Here is a 15,341-nt window from a genome sequence, read left to right as displayed (position 1 = left end):
CGACCCATGTCGCAGGTCCAGCTCGATGCCGCACGGCTCGCCGCCGATGGCGTCGCACTGCACTCGATCGCGCAGACGATCTCGCAGGCCGCTCGGGCCTGCGAGTCGGCGCTCGGCGGAACCGGCGGCATGGCCGGTGACGACGAGTCCGCCGAGGTCTTCGCCAACGGCCAGGACGGTGAGCCGGGCTACGACACGTACGCCGTCGACGTGCTGAAGGCCGCGCTCGGCGTGGCCAACTCGTTGCGGATCGTCGACGCCGCGCTCGGCAACTCGGGCCGCGCGTATGACGGCGCTCAGCTGGTCGGCGCATTCAAGCCGGCGGCGTCGTCGGGCATCCCCGAGGAGAACCCGACGATCGTGCCGCCGACGGCATCGGTGGCGTCCTCGCTCGGCAAGGGCCCTGAGGGTCCGCTCGGCGAGTTCGGCGACTTCCTGAAGGACGCGCTCGCGACGCTCGGGGTCATGCTGCCCTCCGCCGACCGGGGCAAGCTCTCGACCGCCGAGTCCGCGTGGAACGAGTTGTCGGGGGCGCTCGGCCGCGCGCAGGGGCGCATCGACTCGGCGTTTACCAACGTCTCGGCGATGACCCTGCCGCAGCAGGGCAAGATGCTCTCCTGCCAGGCCTCCCTGAGCACGTCGCTCGGCCGGGTGGCCGAGAGCGCCGGTTCCATGGCGGGCTTCGCGGCCGGCATGCGCGAGGCGGTCGACAAGGCGTGGGAGGAGATCGGCTGGTTCGTCGCGCAGATGGCCGTCGAGATCGCGCTCGAGATCGGCATCGGTGCACTCCTCGGCGCGGTGACGTTCGGTGCCGGCGCCGCCGCCATGGCCGCGAAGATCATGTTCACGGTCACGCGCTGGGCGCTGAAGATCGCCGCGCTGTGCCGCAAGCTCCGCACCCTCATCATGATGGCGCTGCGCGCCGCGCGCATGGCGATCCGCGGCGGCATCCGGGTCGCCCGCGAGGCGCTCTCGGCGGGCCTCGCGAGCGGCATCACGACCGTGTCGTTCAATACGGTCCGCGGCGCGCTCGACCCGACCTACCAGCCGCAGAACGTGCTGAACGCCGCGCTGTCGTCGGCGATCGGCGGCGGCGCGGGCGGCGCCGTCTCCGGTGCGGGCGGGCGCCTGCTCACGAACGGCGTCAACAACAACGTGATCCGGCGGGTCACGCACATCGGCGTCGAGACCGGCGGCGGTGCGATCGACGGCCTCGCGAGCGGCTTCGCCGAGTCGTCGCTGAACGGTACGCCGTTCAGTCCGCTCAGCTCGATGGCCGCGGGCGCCCTGCTCGGCGGTGCGCTCTCGGGTCGCCCGGGCGGAAGCGCCGGGTCGCCCTCCGGCGCGAGCGGGCCGGGCGCGGCCGGCGGCCCCGGCGGTTCGGGCGCGCGGCCCGACGTCAGCGGCATCCCCGGCGCCTCGGGCACCGGTGCGAACGCGGCGAACGGCGCCGGGCCGAGCTCCGCGGTCAGCGTCTCCAACGACGCGCCCACCCCGGGTGCCGGCGGTGCCGGATCCAGCCAGGCCGGCGGCGGCGGCGCCGTCGACGTGTCGAGTGACGCACCGACGCCCGGCGCGGGCGACGCGGGCGGTTCGTCGGCGGGCGACGGCGGCGGCTCGGTCGACCTCCCGTCGAGCCCAGACAGCAGCAGCGTCACGCTCGACGCGCCGAGCGCGCCGAGCACGCCGGACATCCCGTCGGGAGCGGATGCGCCGAGTGCGCCGAGTGCGGATGCGCCGAGTTCGCCGTCTGCGGATGCGCCGAGTGCGCCGAGTGCGGATGCGCCGAGTTCGCCGAGTGCGGATGCGCCGAGTTCGCCGAGTGCGGATGCGCCGAGTGCGCCGAGTGCGGATGCGCCGAGTTCGCCGAGTGCGGATGCGCCGAGTTCGCCGAGTGCGGATGCGCCGAGTTCGCCGTCTGCGGATGCGCCGAGTGCGCCGTCTGCGGATGCGCCGAGTTCGCCGTCTGCGGATGCGCCGAGTGCGCCGTCTGCGGATGCGCCGAGTGCGCCGTCTGCGGATGCGCCGAGTGCGCCGTCTGCGGATGCGCCGAGTGCGCCGAGTGCGGATGCGCCGTCTGCCCCGAGCTCGGACGCGCCCAGCGCGCCCGCAGCCGATGCGCCCTCGGCGCCGTCCGCGGACGCGCCGTCCGCTCCCTCGGCGGACGCGCCGACCGCTCCGAGCGCCGACGCCCCGGCCGGTGGTGTCCCGGTGAGTGCGACGTCGCCCTCCTCCGCGAGCTCCGCACCGTCGGCCGACGCCGACGCGCCCACCTCGCCCACGCAGTCGACCGACGCCGATGGTCCGGCCGCTGACGTGGACGGCACCAACCCCGATGCGGAGGGCACCAACCCCGACACGGATGGCACCAACCCCGACGGTGCCGACGCACCTGCGCCCGAGGACCTCGCCGTCGTCGGCGGCGCCGCCGCAGCCGGAATCGCGGCCGTCGCACGGCCCTCGTTCCTGACGCCCTCCACGGGAGGAAGCAGCGCGCCGACCGCGCCGAAGCCGCAGAGCGCCACACCCAGCTCGCCCTCCGCCGACGCACCGGGCACCGGCGCGGCCGACGGCACGAGCGCGGCCGACGGCACGAGCCCGGCCGACGGCACGAGCCCGCCCGACGGCGGCCAGCCCGACGGCGCCTCGCCCGAGGCATCCGGCCAGTCGAACGCGGACCAGCCGAATGCGGACCAGCCGAACGGCGACCAGCCGACCGCCGAAGACGGCCAGGCCAACAACGAGTCGAGCCGCACGATCGAGGAGATCGATCAGGCGCTCACCGACATCAACCCGAACTTCGACTGGAGCGACCCGTCGAACGGGTTCGCGACCAACTGCGGGCACACGTCGTCGAACCTCAACGACTTCCTCACGGGGCACCCCGTGTCGGAGGCGCCCGGCGGCTCGACGCTCTCGACCGCCGAGATGGTGGCCCGCACGGGGAACCCGCAGACCCCCATGAGCCCCGAGGGGGTCGAGGCGTCGCTCCGCGCGATGGGCCCGGGCTCGCACTGCGTGGTCGGCATCGACCGGTCGTCCGGCGACGGCCACTGGTTCAACGCCTACTTCGACGGCGACCAGGTCTGGGTCCTCGACGCGCAGACCGGCGACCGCAGCCCGTGGCCGCCGAACGAGCCCAATGCGACCAACTGGGACGCGTCGATCCGGCCCGAGGACGTCGTCGACCCGAACCCGCCGAAGACCGAGCCGGATGCGGCCGACCCGAACGCGACCGAGCCTGACGCGTCGCAGCCCGACCAGGCCCAGCCCACCGCGATCCAGCCGAACGTCGCGGTGACCGCGCCCACGGTGCCGGACGCGACGACGCCGGCTGCGCCGGCGGCGCCGAGCGCCACCGCCCCGAGTGCGCCGGGTGCGCCGGGGGCACCGAGCGCCACGGCCCCGGGTGCGCCGGGTGGGCCGGGTGCGCCGGCGGCGCCGAGCGCCACGGCCCCGGGTGCGCCGGCCGCCCCGACCACGCCGGGTGCCCCGTCGGCGCCGGCCTCGGGCCCGGCTGCGCCGAGCGCGCCCGCCGCCCCGGCCACGCCGAACGTCACGGCCCCGTCCGCATCCGAGCCGGGCTTCGGGTCCAACGGCACGACGTCGCCGGCCACTGATGTCGACCCGTCGCGGTCGGGCACCGACGCCGACCCGGCGCCCACGCCCTGGGACGAGTCCATGGGCGACCCGGTGCTCTCGGGCGCCGACCACGGCCCGGGCTGGGAACGCGTCGAGGACCGCGTCACCCACAACCCGCTCGATCCGAACTACGGCGACGTGCGCACCCCGGGGGAGAGCGGCTCGCTCGCCGACCCGTTCGCGCACCCCGGCACGGTTCCCGACGAGATCTCGCACCTGATCACCGACCCGGACGCCCCATACGGCCGTGCCGATGACGGCACGCCCTACACGCGCGCCGAGTGGGAGTCCCGGTACACGAACGAGGACGGGTTCCCGGTCTACCCGGGCAACGATGGCGGCACCGAGGGCTCCTTCGTCGAGTTCGACGACCTCGACCAGTTCATCGCCCACTACGGCGACCAGCTCGACCGCATGGGCGGCCCCGGCGGCGGGTTCTTCTCGCTGCCCGGTACGCCCTTCGAGCATCGGTCGCTGCCGCCGAGCAACCTCAGCGACCCGTACTCGATCTACGAGTTCGGCGGGAACCTGCCGCCCGGCGTACGGGTCGAGGTCTCCGAGATCGCGCCCGCGTTCGGCCACCCCGGGGGCGGACTCCAGGTGCGCGTGCTCGACCCGAGCGGCCGCCCGATGACCGTCGACCAGCTCATCGACGCGGGCGTGCTCACGCGGACCGACGTCGACGGAGCAGCGGGCCAGTACACGCCGACGCTGCCCGACCCGGGCCGGCTCGGGGCGGGGGCCGGTGCGCACCCCGACCGTGCGGGTCCGCCGGCAGGCTCGCACCCGGCCTCGGGCTCGAACCCGTCTGCTCCATCGAACCCGTCGCCCGTCCCGGCGGACGCGACATCCCCGGCCACGCCGAGTGGACCGGTCGACCCGACCACCTCGCCGTCGGTGCCCGCGACCTCCGCCGACCCGGCCACGCCGAGTGGACCGGTCGACCCCGCCACCTCGCCGTCGGTGCCCGCGACCTCCGCCGACCCGGCCACGACGGCCGACTCGGCCACGACGGCCGACTCGCCGACGTCGCCTGCGACCTCCGCGGATCCGGCCACGACAACCTCGGCCGACCCGGGCACCTCGACCGATCCGATCGACCCGGCGCACCCGGCCGGCACGACCGAGTTCGGCACCACCGCCCCGACCGCCGCGGACACGCCCGGAACCGAGACCGCGTTCGGCGCCGACGACCCGGCCTCGAGCACGCCGCCGGCATCCGCACCCGCGCAGCCGGACCCGGTGTCGCTGCCGATCGACCCCGGCGCGAACGCCTCGACGATGCCGGGCGACGACGTCGTGCAGGTGGTCACGGACCGGAACGTGAACCCGGAGTTCACGGGCGACCCCCACTCGCCGTTCTCGGTCAACTGCGGTTCCACCGCGTCGACGCTCAACAGCATCCTGCGCGGCGGCGACCCGACCGCGCAGGCGGACGTGAGCTCGCGCGATGTCGGGGGCATGGAGGCCGACACCGGCGTGCCCCAGGTCGTGCTCACGCCGGGCCAGATCGAAGCCACGCTGCTGCACCTCGGCCCGGGCTCGCACACCGTCGTCGGTGTGGTCCGCAACTCGGGCATGGGCCACTGGTTCGTGGCGTACAACCACAACGGGACCATCCTGACCCTCGACCCGCAGACCGGCGTCGCTCAGGGCTGGCCGCCCGCCATGGGCGACGTGCGGTTCGGTCACGCGGGCTTCCACCCCGCTGTGGTCGAAGCGGCGACCGGCGTCACGCCCGAGCTCCAGCCGTGGTCCTCGTTCGGGAACGGCGTGGAGACCCCGAACGGCGCGGCACGCCCGGCGACGGTCCTGCCCGACCTCGGCGTGGTCTGGAACCCGGTGAGCCCGCCGCCCGCGTTCTCCGGCGGCACCGCCGCGACCGGCGCCACCACCACGCCCGGCGCCACCACCACGCCCGGCGGCACCGCCGCGACCGGCTCTGCGACGCCGAGCGCCGAGTTCGGCGGCGACCCCGCCCGCTCGCCACTCAACCGGCGCGAGGAGCAGTTGACCTCACGGTTCGAGCAGTACGTCGACCACACCCGCACCGCCGATCCTTTCGCCGACGGCCCGACGGCCGATGAATTCGCCGAGCTTGAGCGTCTCACCACCGGCAACCCGCCGGTGCTCGCGATGGGTCCCGACGGCAGCCTCGTGATCGCCGAGCCGCTCGAATTGCAGACCGCGTGCCCCGCCAACTGCGACCCCGCGGAGATGGACCTGCAGTTCCGCGACGCGAGCGGCGTGCTCAACGACATGACGCTGACCGAATGGATGGAGCGACGCGTCGCGTTCATCAACCACCCCGAGGACTACCGGCGGGTGAGCGGTTCGACCGCGGCGCAGAAGCAGATGCGGAACGACTGGATCGACGCGCGCATCGAGCAGCTCGCGCAGGCCGATCCGCCGATGAGCCGGCGCGACGCCGAGCGACAGGCGGAAGCCGAGGCATCCGAACTCAACGCCACCCACCGGCTCGACATGGTCGCCGGCGGCGACCCGACCGACCTCAGCGGCATGAATGGCGGCGCCGAGAACCAAGCGATCGGCGGCATCTTCCAGCGCGACTTCGTGCCGCGGATCGAGGAGCAGGTCCTCGCGATCCTCGAACGTGTGCCAGCATCGATGTGGGACTCGATCCACATGAACGTGATCATCGAAGAGGTCGTATGAACGAGCACTTCCAGCCGGGATTCCGGGTCGTCGGCGCGATCTCCCCAGAGGTGGTCGAACGGTACGGCGAGCTCGTGCCCGCGCGCGTCGAGGATGCCTGGACCGCCGACGGCGCGCTGATCAGCGCCGACGGCTTCGCGCGACTGATCGACCCGGCGACTCTGCTGCCGGTCATGGACACGCTGCTGCCGTCGCACCCCGGGGCACTCCCGGTGTTCGCAACGGCGTGGGGTGACCTCGTCGTGCTCCACGACGGGGCGTTCGTCCTCGTGATGTTCCGGTACGGCTTCTACGTCACCTTCGCGAAGCGGGCGAACGGCATGATCTTCGCCGACCTCGAAGACCCGCAGGAGCACTCGACCAGGCTGCAGCGCAGCATCTACGACGACGCGGTCGCGGCGCTCGGCGTGCCGGCGATCGACGAGTGCTTCGGCTTCGTCTTGCCGCTCGCTGCGGGCGGGTCCGAGTCGGTCGACAATGTGGCCCGCCGGCCGCTCAAGGAGCACCTGGCCTTCCTCGTGGAGACGGGCGGCGCCCCGCGCGACCTGGATGAGCTGGCGCCCGCGGCGCCTCGAGAAGGAGACGGGCGATGACGGATGCCTCGCAGCTGACCCCCGAGCAGGAGACCCTCGCGGCCCGCGGTCGCGGCTACCTCGACGCGCTCACCCCCGGCCTGCCGTTCGGCGCCGAGGCGATCGCGGCCGACGGTGCCGTCTACGTGTGGCAGCTCGGCTTCGGCGGCAGTCAGATCCTCGTGGGCGACGACGGCACGCTGCTGTTCGGCACGTCGGCGCTCTCGCGCGATGCGATGCTCGACAGCTGGCGTTCGGGTCGTCGCACGCCCGCCGCCGACCTCGACGCGGCCGCGGCGCAGCGGCGCGACGCGTGAACACGGACGCGCAGGGGTTCGACGCGCAGGGGCTCGACGACCCGGCGCTGATCGCGTTCGCCGAACAGGCGCGTACGGTGCCGCTGCCGCCGCGTGCCGGCGTGCTCGCCCGGTTCAGCGACATGGAGCTCATCGATTCCGTCGTCGAACGGGACGGCGAGTTCCTGCTCGAGACGAGCGAGCGCGGGGGACAGGCCCGCCCCGTGGTGTCGAGCACCGCACTCTCGCCGGTGCGGCGCGCGCTCGTGCTCCGGTTGGGGGCCGCGGCGCGGTACCGACTGCAGTTACCGAGGTTCGAGGTCCCGGTCGATCGTGCCGCCCTGCCCGCGGGGTTCGAGCTCGTGGACCTGCCCGGGGCCGTGGAGCTGCGCTGGGACGAGTCGGGAACGACGCTGTCGGCGCGTTTCTGGTCGGGTGCGTCCGCGGCGAACGACGCGGTCCGATTCGCGCGGTTCGCGCGGGCTTCCGAGGCCGAGCTGATGGCGGCGTTCCTCGATCCGAAGGCTCGCGCGGTCCCTCCGCTGGTCGCGTAGCGGACGGTTCCGGGTCCAGACGGGCTCAGGCGAGCTCAGGAGCCGCGATGGTCGTCGAAGCTCGCGAGGATGCGGGCCATGCGTGCAAGGTCTCCGCTCACGCGAGCGTCCCCGAGTCGGACGGCATCCTGCAGCGGCCTCTCGTCGAAGACCAGCTCCTGGACCACGCGCACCGACGCGGCAAGCACCGCATCGGCCGGCGCGTCTCCTCGCTGGACCTGCAATCGCCCGTCGTGGACGGTGAGCATGAACGCGTCGCCGGGCAGTTCCAGCCGGACGGTCGCGTGCAGTCCGGCGACCGCGGCCGCGTCGAACGTGGTGCGCAGCGCGACTACCAGCGCGTCCGGGCTGAGCTCGTCGGCTGAGTCGGGGCCGGGCGGCAGCGGACTGCCCCAGCGTCCGAGCGCGAGCAGCACCGGCTCCAGGTCGCGGCCGTGATCGGTGAGTTCGTACACGAGACCGGGGGACGGCGGCAGGCCGCGTCTCCGCACCAGGACGTCGGCCTGCTCCAGGTCCCGCAGCCGCTGGGTCAGGACGTTCTGACTCATGCCCGGCAACCCACGGTGCAGCTCGGCGAACCGTTTCGGTCCGAACAGCAGTTCCCGCACCACCAACAGAGCCCACCGCTCCCCGACGATGTCGAGGGCCCGAGCGATCCCGCACAGGTCGCGATACGTTCGCATCTCCCAATAGTACTTCCTATTCACGACCAAATACTCCTAAAGTAGGAGCAACGCGAAGGAGCGAATGTATGCCACACGTGACATCCGCCGACGGCACCCGGATCGGGTACGACCGGCTCAGCATCGACGGCCCCACCCTGGTTCTCGTCAGCGGAGGGCTGGACGACGGCAGCGAGAACATCCCCCTCGGGGAGCACCTGGCCGAGACGTTCGCCGTCGTCGCCTATCGACGCCGAGGGCGCGGCGACAGCGGGGACACCGACCCATACGCCGTCGAGCGTGAGGTCGAGGACCTCGCCGCGGTCATCGACGCAACCGGCGGACCCGCGCACGTGTTCGGAGCGTCCTCGGGCGGGGCTCTCGTGCTCGAGGCCGCGGCCGCCGGCGTGCCGATCCGGCGGATCGGCGTCCACGAGGTTCCATACCTGCTCGGGGACGAGATGCTCGCCGCCTGGCGCGACTACACCCTCGCCCTCGCCGAGGCGCTCGACGCCGACGACCGGGACGAAGCGCTGCGCCTGTTCATGCGACTCGCCGGCTCGTCCGATGGGGACATCGCGGCCGCCGAAGCCGCACCGGTCTGGCCGGCGTTGCGCGGGCTCGCGCCGACGCTGCGCTACGACGCCGCCTGCCTCGGCGACGGCCCACCCCCGCTGCCCGGCTCGCAGAGGTGCATCAGCCGGTGCTCCTCACCACCGGCGCGAGTGTCGATCCGCATTCTGCGGGGCTGCCGGTCGACTTCTTCGGAGCCGCCGCCGACGTCGCCGCCGCACACCTGCCCGACGCGCGGCGGACGACGATCGAAGTCCCAGGGCATGTTCCCGCCCCGGATCGCCTGGGACCGGTGCTGACCGCGTTCTACACGGCGTCGCCGGCATCGAACGGGTGAACCGACGCGCTCATGCGTTCGCGCCTCGTGTGCGGATCGGACCCGACGCGGAACGCGAGTACGCGGTCAGTCGACCTCGACGCGCTCCAGGGCACCGCCGACCACCAGGTCGCGGACACCCACAAAGTCCTCGGCAAGCGTGAACCGCACGCCACCACCGGGCTGACCGAACCACGGGGCCACAATCTCGGCCCGCACGAGCACGTCGGCCGCGGTGAGGAAGCGGTGCAGATGCGCGTCATCGGTGAGCGCGGTCGCGGGGAGCGCGCGCTCCTCGACCGAGGTCTCGGCCGGGAAGAGCATCACGCCGTCGAGCGCACCGATGCGGTCGACCGCGAGCCCCGCTGGGAGCTGGATCAGCAGCGACCCTTCGGTGAGCCGCGGGCGCAGCTCGTCGGCCTGGGCCGCGGTCGAGGCCGCGAGTGCGCGGTACTCGTCGCCCGTGATGCGCCGCGGCGCGGGCAGCGGACGGTCGAGGTAGTCGAGCAGCAGCGCCGCGGCCGAGCTCTCGTCGTCCGCCCGTCCGAGCGGCACCGTGCGCCCATAGTCGATCGTCACGAGGTCGAACCCGCCGTCGTCGGGCACGATCGCGAGCGCGCCCTCGAGCGGGGGCGCCTCGTCGCCCGGGAGGCGTACGGCCCGGTGAGGCACGCGTCGGTCGTCGAGCTGGCGCCGGAGGTCGTCGAACATGCCTCCAAGCGTATTGGTCGCGTGGGAGGTTTCCGACGGGCAGTCCTCCCCATGTCTCGGGGCGCCGTCGTCGATAGAGTGGGACGCATGACCGAGAGCGCGTTCGTCGAAGGCGAGCCCACGGCCGAGCAGCAGCGCCTGATCGACGTGGGCACCGAACTGTTCCGCCGCATCCAGCCCGACGTGGACCCCGGGTTCCGGCTGCTGCCCGACGACGACGCGGTCGTGGTCGTGAGCGGCACGCGCGGCGGTGGCTCGATCTACGTCGCCGCCGACGAGAGCGCGCTCTTCGCCGCATCCGCGGTCGCGCCGCACGTCGTGCTGGAGGCGTTCCGCGCGGGCAAGCGCACGCCGAAAGAGAAGTTCGTGCGGCCCGAGGCGGCCGGCCGGTGACCAGCGACGCGCTCGCGGCACGCTGCGAGGCACTCCGCCAGCCGGTGCTCGCACTCGTCGAGACCGGCATCCTCGCGACCATGAAGCCATCGGTCGCGCCCGACCTGGTCGAGCGCATCGGTGCCGTGCGGCAGGTGCTCGCCGCGGGCACCGAGGGCATCGACGAGGCCGACTACCTGACGTGGCATCCGATCGCCATCGCCACCCTGCACCAGATGGATGCCGCTGCGCGCGCCGGCGACACCGCCGAGGCGTGGCGCCTCTTCAAAGACCCGAACATCGGCTTCAACGGCCTCGGCGTCGCGTGCCAGGGCAGCCCCGGCTGGTAGCCGTACCGGTTCCCGTCACGATTCGCGGGTGCCCGGGCCCGGCGACCCACAGATCCTGACGACGACGCCCCGGGATCAGAGGGCGGGCCAGGTCGGGTCGAGCTGGGGGCCCTTCCACTTGGTGAAGGCGAAGGCGTTCTCGTGCACGGCATGCGGGATGCCGCGGGCGGCGGCCTCGGCGAAGAGCACCGTGACCACGGCCTGCGTGGTCTCCTCGGAGAGCACGGCGTCGAGCAGCAGCGGGATGAGCCCGCGGCGCGCGCCGTCGGCGTACCGGCTGTACAGGCTCACGCGCTTCGCGCCGGCCCGGTCCGTGAACCGCGCGCGCAACGCCTCGCCGTCGCGCACGGCCAGCTCGCACAGGATCGTGCCGTTGCCGGCTTTGAGCGCGGCGCGCCCGGCCCACCCGTACACCGGTACCCGCTTGAGCCGATTCGTCCGCGGCCGGTCGTTCAGCACGCCGATGAAGACGAGCTCATCCCAGCCGATCTCGGGGGAGTTCGCGAGCGTCACGCCGGTGTCCGTCACGCGGCAGGCGACCGCGCCGGGGCCTGCAAGCAGGCGCAGGATCCGGCCGCGCAGCACACTGGTCACGATCATGCCCACCGCGGCGACGCCGAAGACCGAGACCAGCGCGATCGTGAACCACGAGCCGAAGCCGGACACGACCAGCAGCGCGATGCCGGCCGCGGCGAGCGTGACGAGCAGGCTGCCCGTCACGATGAACCCGGCGTTCCAGCGTCGCCCGGAGTCGGTCTTCGCGCGATCGACGAGCGCTTCGAAGCGCAGCGCGCCGGGCGCGCCGGCGGCGGGGCGCGCCGCGGGGCCCGTGCCGGCCGGTCCGCCGACGACGGCCTCGCCGGCCGTTGCGTCGAGGCGATCGCAGCCGGTTCCGTCGACGGACTCGCTGCCGGTCATCAGCCGCGGAGGAACGGGTCGATGGAACCGGCCGCGCCGGCCTTCTTCGCGGGCTGGCCGAAGTCGGCCGGCTGCAGGTTCTTCAGCTGCACGTACCCACGGTCGCGGAGGGTGATCAGCGGCCAGGTGCGCGCGTCGGCTCCCGTGCCGCGCTGCACCGTGACGAAGGCGAGCCGGTCGGCCTTCGCGAGGTACACGCGCACCGCGATGTCGCCCTTCTTGTGGTTCGGCACCGGCAGGTACTCTGCGGGGTCGCCGGTCGCGAAGCGTGCGTGCAGGGCGGCGGCGTCGTCGTCGCCGCCCGCGACCGTGAACCGGCGCGCCGAGAGCGGGGTTCCCGAGGGCAGCCGGCGCCAGCCTGACGACTCGCGCCAGGCCAGCAGCCCGAAGAGCACGGCGAAGAAGGCCGCGCCGATGACGACGACCGGGGCCACGACGGGGCTGAGCCCCGCGCGCCGCCCGCTCATGTTGCCGGCATCGTCGCGAATCGCCTCGAAGTTCAGCAGCGCGAGCACGAGCCCGACCACCGCGAGCACCGCGAGCGTCGTGTACACGACCGTCTTCACGGTCGAGCGGGCGAACCGGAACTCCTCGGGCTGGGCGGCGAGAACGGCGTCGTCGGGGCGCACGGGCGACCTTTCGTCAGGATCGATGATCGCCTTCGAGCGTATCGGCCACGGACGCGCGCTGCCCCCGCCCCACGCCCCGCGTCTCACCGACCGCCGGCCCCGAGGGTATACGGCGGACGTCCCGCTCGTCGGCGCATTCCTTGCTCAGGAACGACGGCGATGGGTGCGGCGTGTCGAGCGCCGACACGCCGCACTGCGGCCGGGGATTCCTGAGCAAGGAAGTGGGCGAGCGGCGGATGGCGTGTGGATGCGAGCGGGCCGGGGGTCGGAGCCGAGAGGGGCGGGAGCGGGGTGAGGGCGCGCGGGATGGACCCGCGCTGCCCTCGGGCCCCGCCCGGCATCCGCTGCCCTCGGGCCCCGAGGTCTGCGGCGGCGGTCCCGCTCATCGCTGCATTCCTTGCTCAGGAACGACGGCGATGGGTGCGGCGTGTCGGGTGCCGACACGCCGCACCGCGGCCGGGGCTTCCTGAGCAAGGAAGTGGGCGAGTGACGGATTGGGCGTGACGGATTGGGCGTGACGGATTGGGCGTGACGGATTGGGCGTGACCGATTGGGCGTGCCGGGGCGTGCCGGGGCGTGGCGGCGGCGGTGCCGAGATGGAGTCCGGGCGCTTGGGGTGGGTGAGGCAGGGTGAGGCGGGTGTATGAGGTGGGCGCGTACGCTCGGAGGAATGGATGCACGCAACGCCTGGGTGATCGCGGGGTTCGCGACCGCGCTGTACCTCGCGGTGGTCGTCTGCGGGTACGGGTTCGTGAGCCTGCTGCTCGACATCGAGGTCGTCGCCGATCCGCGCGCCGGGGTGCTCGTCGGGCCGGCTGCGGTCGGGGCATCCGTCTTGGCCGTGCTGGTGACGCTCGGCCTCCGGCTGCGCCGGCCACAGCGCATGGCCGGCACCGTCGTGATCGCGACCGCGGCGAGCTGGCTCGCGTTCGTCGTGGTCGCGATGATCGGCCACGTGCTCGGCACGACCGGTGGCGTGCTCGAGAGCGTGCTGTTCGGGCTCGGACTCGGGATCGGCTGGTTCGGGCTGCTCGTGCCCGCCGCGGCGGCCGTCATCGCCTCGCTCGCCGTGGTCGTCGCGCGGGGGCGGGTCGAGGGCATGGAGCGTCCGCGATGGCCATGGGAGCGACCGGGGGAGTAGCCACCGCCCACGTCACCACGCCGCGAATCCGCGCGGCCATTCGGCCGCAACCTCCGCCCGCTGCGATATATCTGCCGCTAGGGTGAGTGCTCGTGGAAGGCTCGATCGAGGCGCGCGTGAGCCACGAGGTCGACCGGTGGCTGCAGTGGCTGCCCCGGTGGCGGCCCGGCACCCATCGCGCGCGCGTGCGCCTGTGCCAGCGCTGCTTCGGCTCCCCGATCCTCGCCGCCGCGGGGCTTGACGTCGACATCCCGCACCCCGTGCAGCACGCCTTCTCGATGCGGATGAAGGCGATCATCGACGACGCGGTCGACGACTACACCGCGCGGAACCTCCCCATGCTGCACCGCGAGATCCGGCTCGCCGAGGCGCGCAAGGCCAAACGCCCCTACCGCGCGGGCGAGGGGCTCGACCCCGAGTACCGGGGCCTCGAGCTCGACCCCGAGCCGGTGCCCGACCAGCCGTTCCTGTTCACCCTCTCGGGCCTCGAGGCCGATACCGCGGCCGAGTCCGCCGAGCCCGCGCCGCGGCCCTTCACCGCCGAAGAGAAGGAGGCGCTCCGCGAAGAAGTGCGGCTCGCCGACGACTTCGCCAAGCAGGTGGGCCGTCGCATCTGCACCGAGCTCACCCATCACCAGCGCCGCATCGGGGCCGCGGTCGAGCGCCTGGTCGAGCCGCAGGTCGCCGAGCTGCTCGCCGACCTCGAGCGCGAACTGGATGCCCCGGGCTGGCCGCACGCCTGAGCCGGCGTGCGCGGGGCCCGGCGGCGTTCCGCCGCCCGCGAACGCGAGCCCGAGGCATCCGATCGCCATTTGACCGCCCACCCGCGGGGAAGTACCATTGATCGGGTGTGCGCGTAGCCGCGCGCTTGCGCTGTGCCCGGACTCCGATTCGTCGGAATGCCGGGTACGACGCCGGCGTTCAACCTTTCGCACACCAGGGCATCCCGCCCAGGGTTTACACCCCCACGGCATACCCACCACACGAAGGCTCCGCGAGTCTCGCGGGGCCGGTGGGTCGTGATGTGAGACACATCCATCAACGCTGTCACCGTGCAGCACAACAAGGAGAAGCAGTGCCAACCATTCAGCAGTTGGTCCGCAAGGGTCGCTCGCCCAAGGTCACCAAGACCAAGGCGCCCGCCCTGAAGGCCAACCCCCAGCAGCGCGGCGTGTGCACGCGTGTGTACACCACGACCCCGAAGAAGCCGAACTCGGCGCTCCGCAAGGTCGCCCGTGTGAAGCTCTCGAACGGCACCGAGGTCACGGCCTACATCCCCGGTGAGGGCCACAACCTGCAGGAGCACTCGATGGTGCTCATCCGCGGCGGTCGTGTGAAGGACCTCCCCGGTGTGCGCTACAAGATCGTTCGCGGCGCGCTCGACACGCAGGCCGTGAAGAACCGCAAGCAGGCTCGCAGCAAGTACGGCGCGAAGATGGAGAAGAAGTAATGCCTCGCAAGGGACCCGCTCCGAAGCGCCCCGTCGTCGCCGATCCCGTCTACGGTTCGCCGGTCGTCAGCCAGCTCGTCAACAAGATCCTCGTCGACGGCAAGAAGGACCTCGCGCAGCGCATCGTCTACGAGGCGCTCTCGAACGTCGCCAACAAGTCCGGCCAGGACGCCGTGGTGGTCCTCAAGAAGGCGCTCGACAACGTGCGCCCGACCCTCGAGGTCCGTTCGCGTCGCGTCGGCGGCTCGACCTACCAGGTCCCCGTCGAGGTCAAGCCTCACCGCGCGAACACGCTCGCCCTCCGCTGGCTCACGAGCTACGCGAAGGCCCGTCGCGAGAAGACCATGACCGAGCGTCTCACCAACGAGATCCTCGACGCGTCGAACAGCCTCGGTGCCGCGGTCAAGCGCCGCGAAGACACGCACAAGATGGCCGAGTCGAACCGCGCCTTCGCCCACTACCGCTGGTAGTCGGTCGAG

15 protein-coding genes are annotated in these 15,341 nt (G+C 72.9%); 11 read left to right on the top strand and 4 right to left on the bottom strand.

All coding sequences use genetic code 11. The features are described from left to right. Positions 1-6 precede the first annotated feature (6 nt). From QU602_RS14465 to QU602_RS14450, 4 genes are read left to right on the top strand one after another with little or no spacing between them, the layout of a single operon-like run. Positions 7-6,318, top strand: a complete 6,312-nt coding sequence (locus tag QU602_RS14465) for a glycohydrolase toxin TNT-related protein (RefSeq protein ID WP_308797160.1) — start codon at positions 7-9, stop codon at positions 6,316-6,318. Further along, positions 6,315-6,911: a T6SS immunity protein Tdi1 domain-containing protein gene (locus QU602_RS14460; RefSeq protein ID WP_308797159.1), complete on the top strand. Its 597-nt coding sequence runs from the start codon at positions 6,315-6,317 to the stop codon at positions 6,909-6,911. The genes QU602_RS14465 and QU602_RS14460 overlap by 4 nt, the downstream gene beginning before the upstream one ends. After that, positions 6,908-7,207: a hypothetical protein gene (locus QU602_RS14455; protein ID WP_308797158.1), complete on the top strand. Its 300-nt coding sequence runs from the start codon at positions 6,908-6,910 to the stop codon at positions 7,205-7,207. Before QU602_RS14460 ends, QU602_RS14455 begins: the two co-directional genes overlap by 4 nt. Continuing rightward, positions 7,204-7,740, top strand: coding sequence for an Imm61 family immunity protein (locus tag QU602_RS14450; RefSeq protein WP_308797157.1), 537 nt, complete (start codon positions 7,204-7,206; stop codon positions 7,738-7,740). The genes QU602_RS14455 and QU602_RS14450 overlap by 4 nt, the downstream gene beginning before the upstream one ends. Before the next feature lie 35 nt (positions 7,741-7,775). Here the strand turns inward: QU602_RS14450 and QU602_RS14445 are convergent, their stop codons facing one another. Beyond that, positions 7,776-8,423, bottom strand: coding sequence for a winged helix-turn-helix transcriptional regulator (locus tag QU602_RS14445; RefSeq protein WP_308797156.1), 648 nt, complete (start codon positions 8,421-8,423; stop codon positions 7,776-7,778). Positions 8,424-8,491: 68 nt separating this feature from the next. Here QU602_RS14445 and QU602_RS14440 point away from each other — a divergent pair, with 68 nt between their 5' ends. After that, positions 8,492-9,274, top strand: a complete 783-nt coding sequence (locus QU602_RS14440) for an alpha/beta hydrolase (RefSeq protein ID WP_308797155.1) — start codon at positions 8,492-8,494, stop codon at positions 9,272-9,274. 104 nt (positions 9,275-9,378) lie between these two features. Here QU602_RS14440 and QU602_RS14435 read toward each other — a convergent pair whose 3' ends face one another. Further along, a complete protein-coding gene (locus tag QU602_RS14435) occupies positions 9,379-10,002 on the bottom strand; it encodes a TNT domain-containing protein (RefSeq protein ID WP_308797154.1) in 624 nt (207 codons plus the stop codon). Positions 10,003-10,089: 87 nt separating this feature from the next. Here QU602_RS14435 and QU602_RS14430 point away from each other — a divergent pair, with 87 nt between their 5' ends. Both QU602_RS14430 and QU602_RS14425 read left to right on the top strand, forming a co-directional pair. Then, on the top strand, positions 10,090-10,395 hold the full coding sequence (locus tag QU602_RS14430) for a hypothetical protein (protein WP_308797153.1): 306 nt from the start codon (positions 10,090-10,092) through the stop codon (positions 10,393-10,395). Next, positions 10,392-10,724 (top strand): hypothetical protein, encoded by a 333-nt coding sequence (locus tag QU602_RS14425; protein ID WP_308797152.1) that lies wholly within the window; start codon positions 10,392-10,394, stop codon positions 10,722-10,724. The genes QU602_RS14430 and QU602_RS14425 overlap by 4 nt, the downstream gene beginning before the upstream one ends. A 75-nt stretch (positions 10,725-10,799) precedes the next feature. On the opposite strand, the gene QU602_RS14420 is transcribed toward QU602_RS14425, so the two are convergent. Together QU602_RS14420 and QU602_RS14415 are read right to left on the bottom strand one after the other, a co-directional pair. Further along, the gene (locus QU602_RS14420; protein WP_308797151.1) at positions 10,800-11,642 is read right to left on the bottom strand and encodes a hypothetical protein; all 843 of its coding nucleotides are present in this window, start codon (positions 11,640-11,642) and stop codon (positions 10,800-10,802) included. Further along, complete coding sequence (locus QU602_RS14415; protein ID WP_308797150.1) at positions 11,642-12,271, bottom strand: hypothetical protein; 630 nt, start codon at positions 12,269-12,271, stop codon at positions 11,642-11,644. Before QU602_RS14415 ends, QU602_RS14420 begins: the two co-directional genes overlap by 1 nt. A gap of 670 nt (positions 12,272-12,941) precedes the next feature. On the opposite strand from QU602_RS14415, the gene QU602_RS14410 reads away from it, so the two are divergent. The 4 genes from QU602_RS14410 (at position 12,942) to rpsG (ending at position 15,332) form a co-directional block, all read left to right on the top strand. After that, entirely contained in the window at positions 12,942-13,412 is a 471-nt protein-coding gene (locus tag QU602_RS14410) for a DUF6121 family protein (RefSeq protein ID WP_308797149.1), read from the top strand. 92 nt (positions 13,413-13,504) lie between these two features. Continuing rightward, positions 13,505-14,155, top strand: coding sequence for a spermidine/putrescine ABC transporter substrate-binding protein (locus QU602_RS14405; RefSeq protein WP_308797148.1), 651 nt, complete (start codon positions 13,505-13,507; stop codon positions 14,153-14,155). Positions 14,156-14,487: 332 nt separating this feature from the next. Next, positions 14,488-14,862: a 30S ribosomal protein S12 gene (gene rpsL, locus QU602_RS14400; RefSeq protein WP_308797147.1), complete on the top strand. Its 375-nt coding sequence runs from the start codon at positions 14,488-14,490 to the stop codon at positions 14,860-14,862. Next, on the top strand, positions 14,862-15,332 hold the full coding sequence (rpsG, locus tag QU602_RS14395; protein WP_308797146.1) for a 30S ribosomal protein S7: 471 nt from the start codon (positions 14,862-14,864) through the stop codon (positions 15,330-15,332). The genes rpsL and rpsG overlap by 1 nt, the downstream gene beginning before the upstream one ends. The last annotated feature ends 9 nt before the right edge of the window (positions 15,333-15,341 follow it).

Source organism: Agromyces protaetiae (assembly GCF_030866785.1).
GTDB lineage: Bacteria > Actinomycetota > Actinomycetes > Actinomycetales > Microbacteriaceae > Agromyces > Agromyces silvae.
This window is presented reverse-complemented; position numbering and strand designations above follow the sequence as displayed.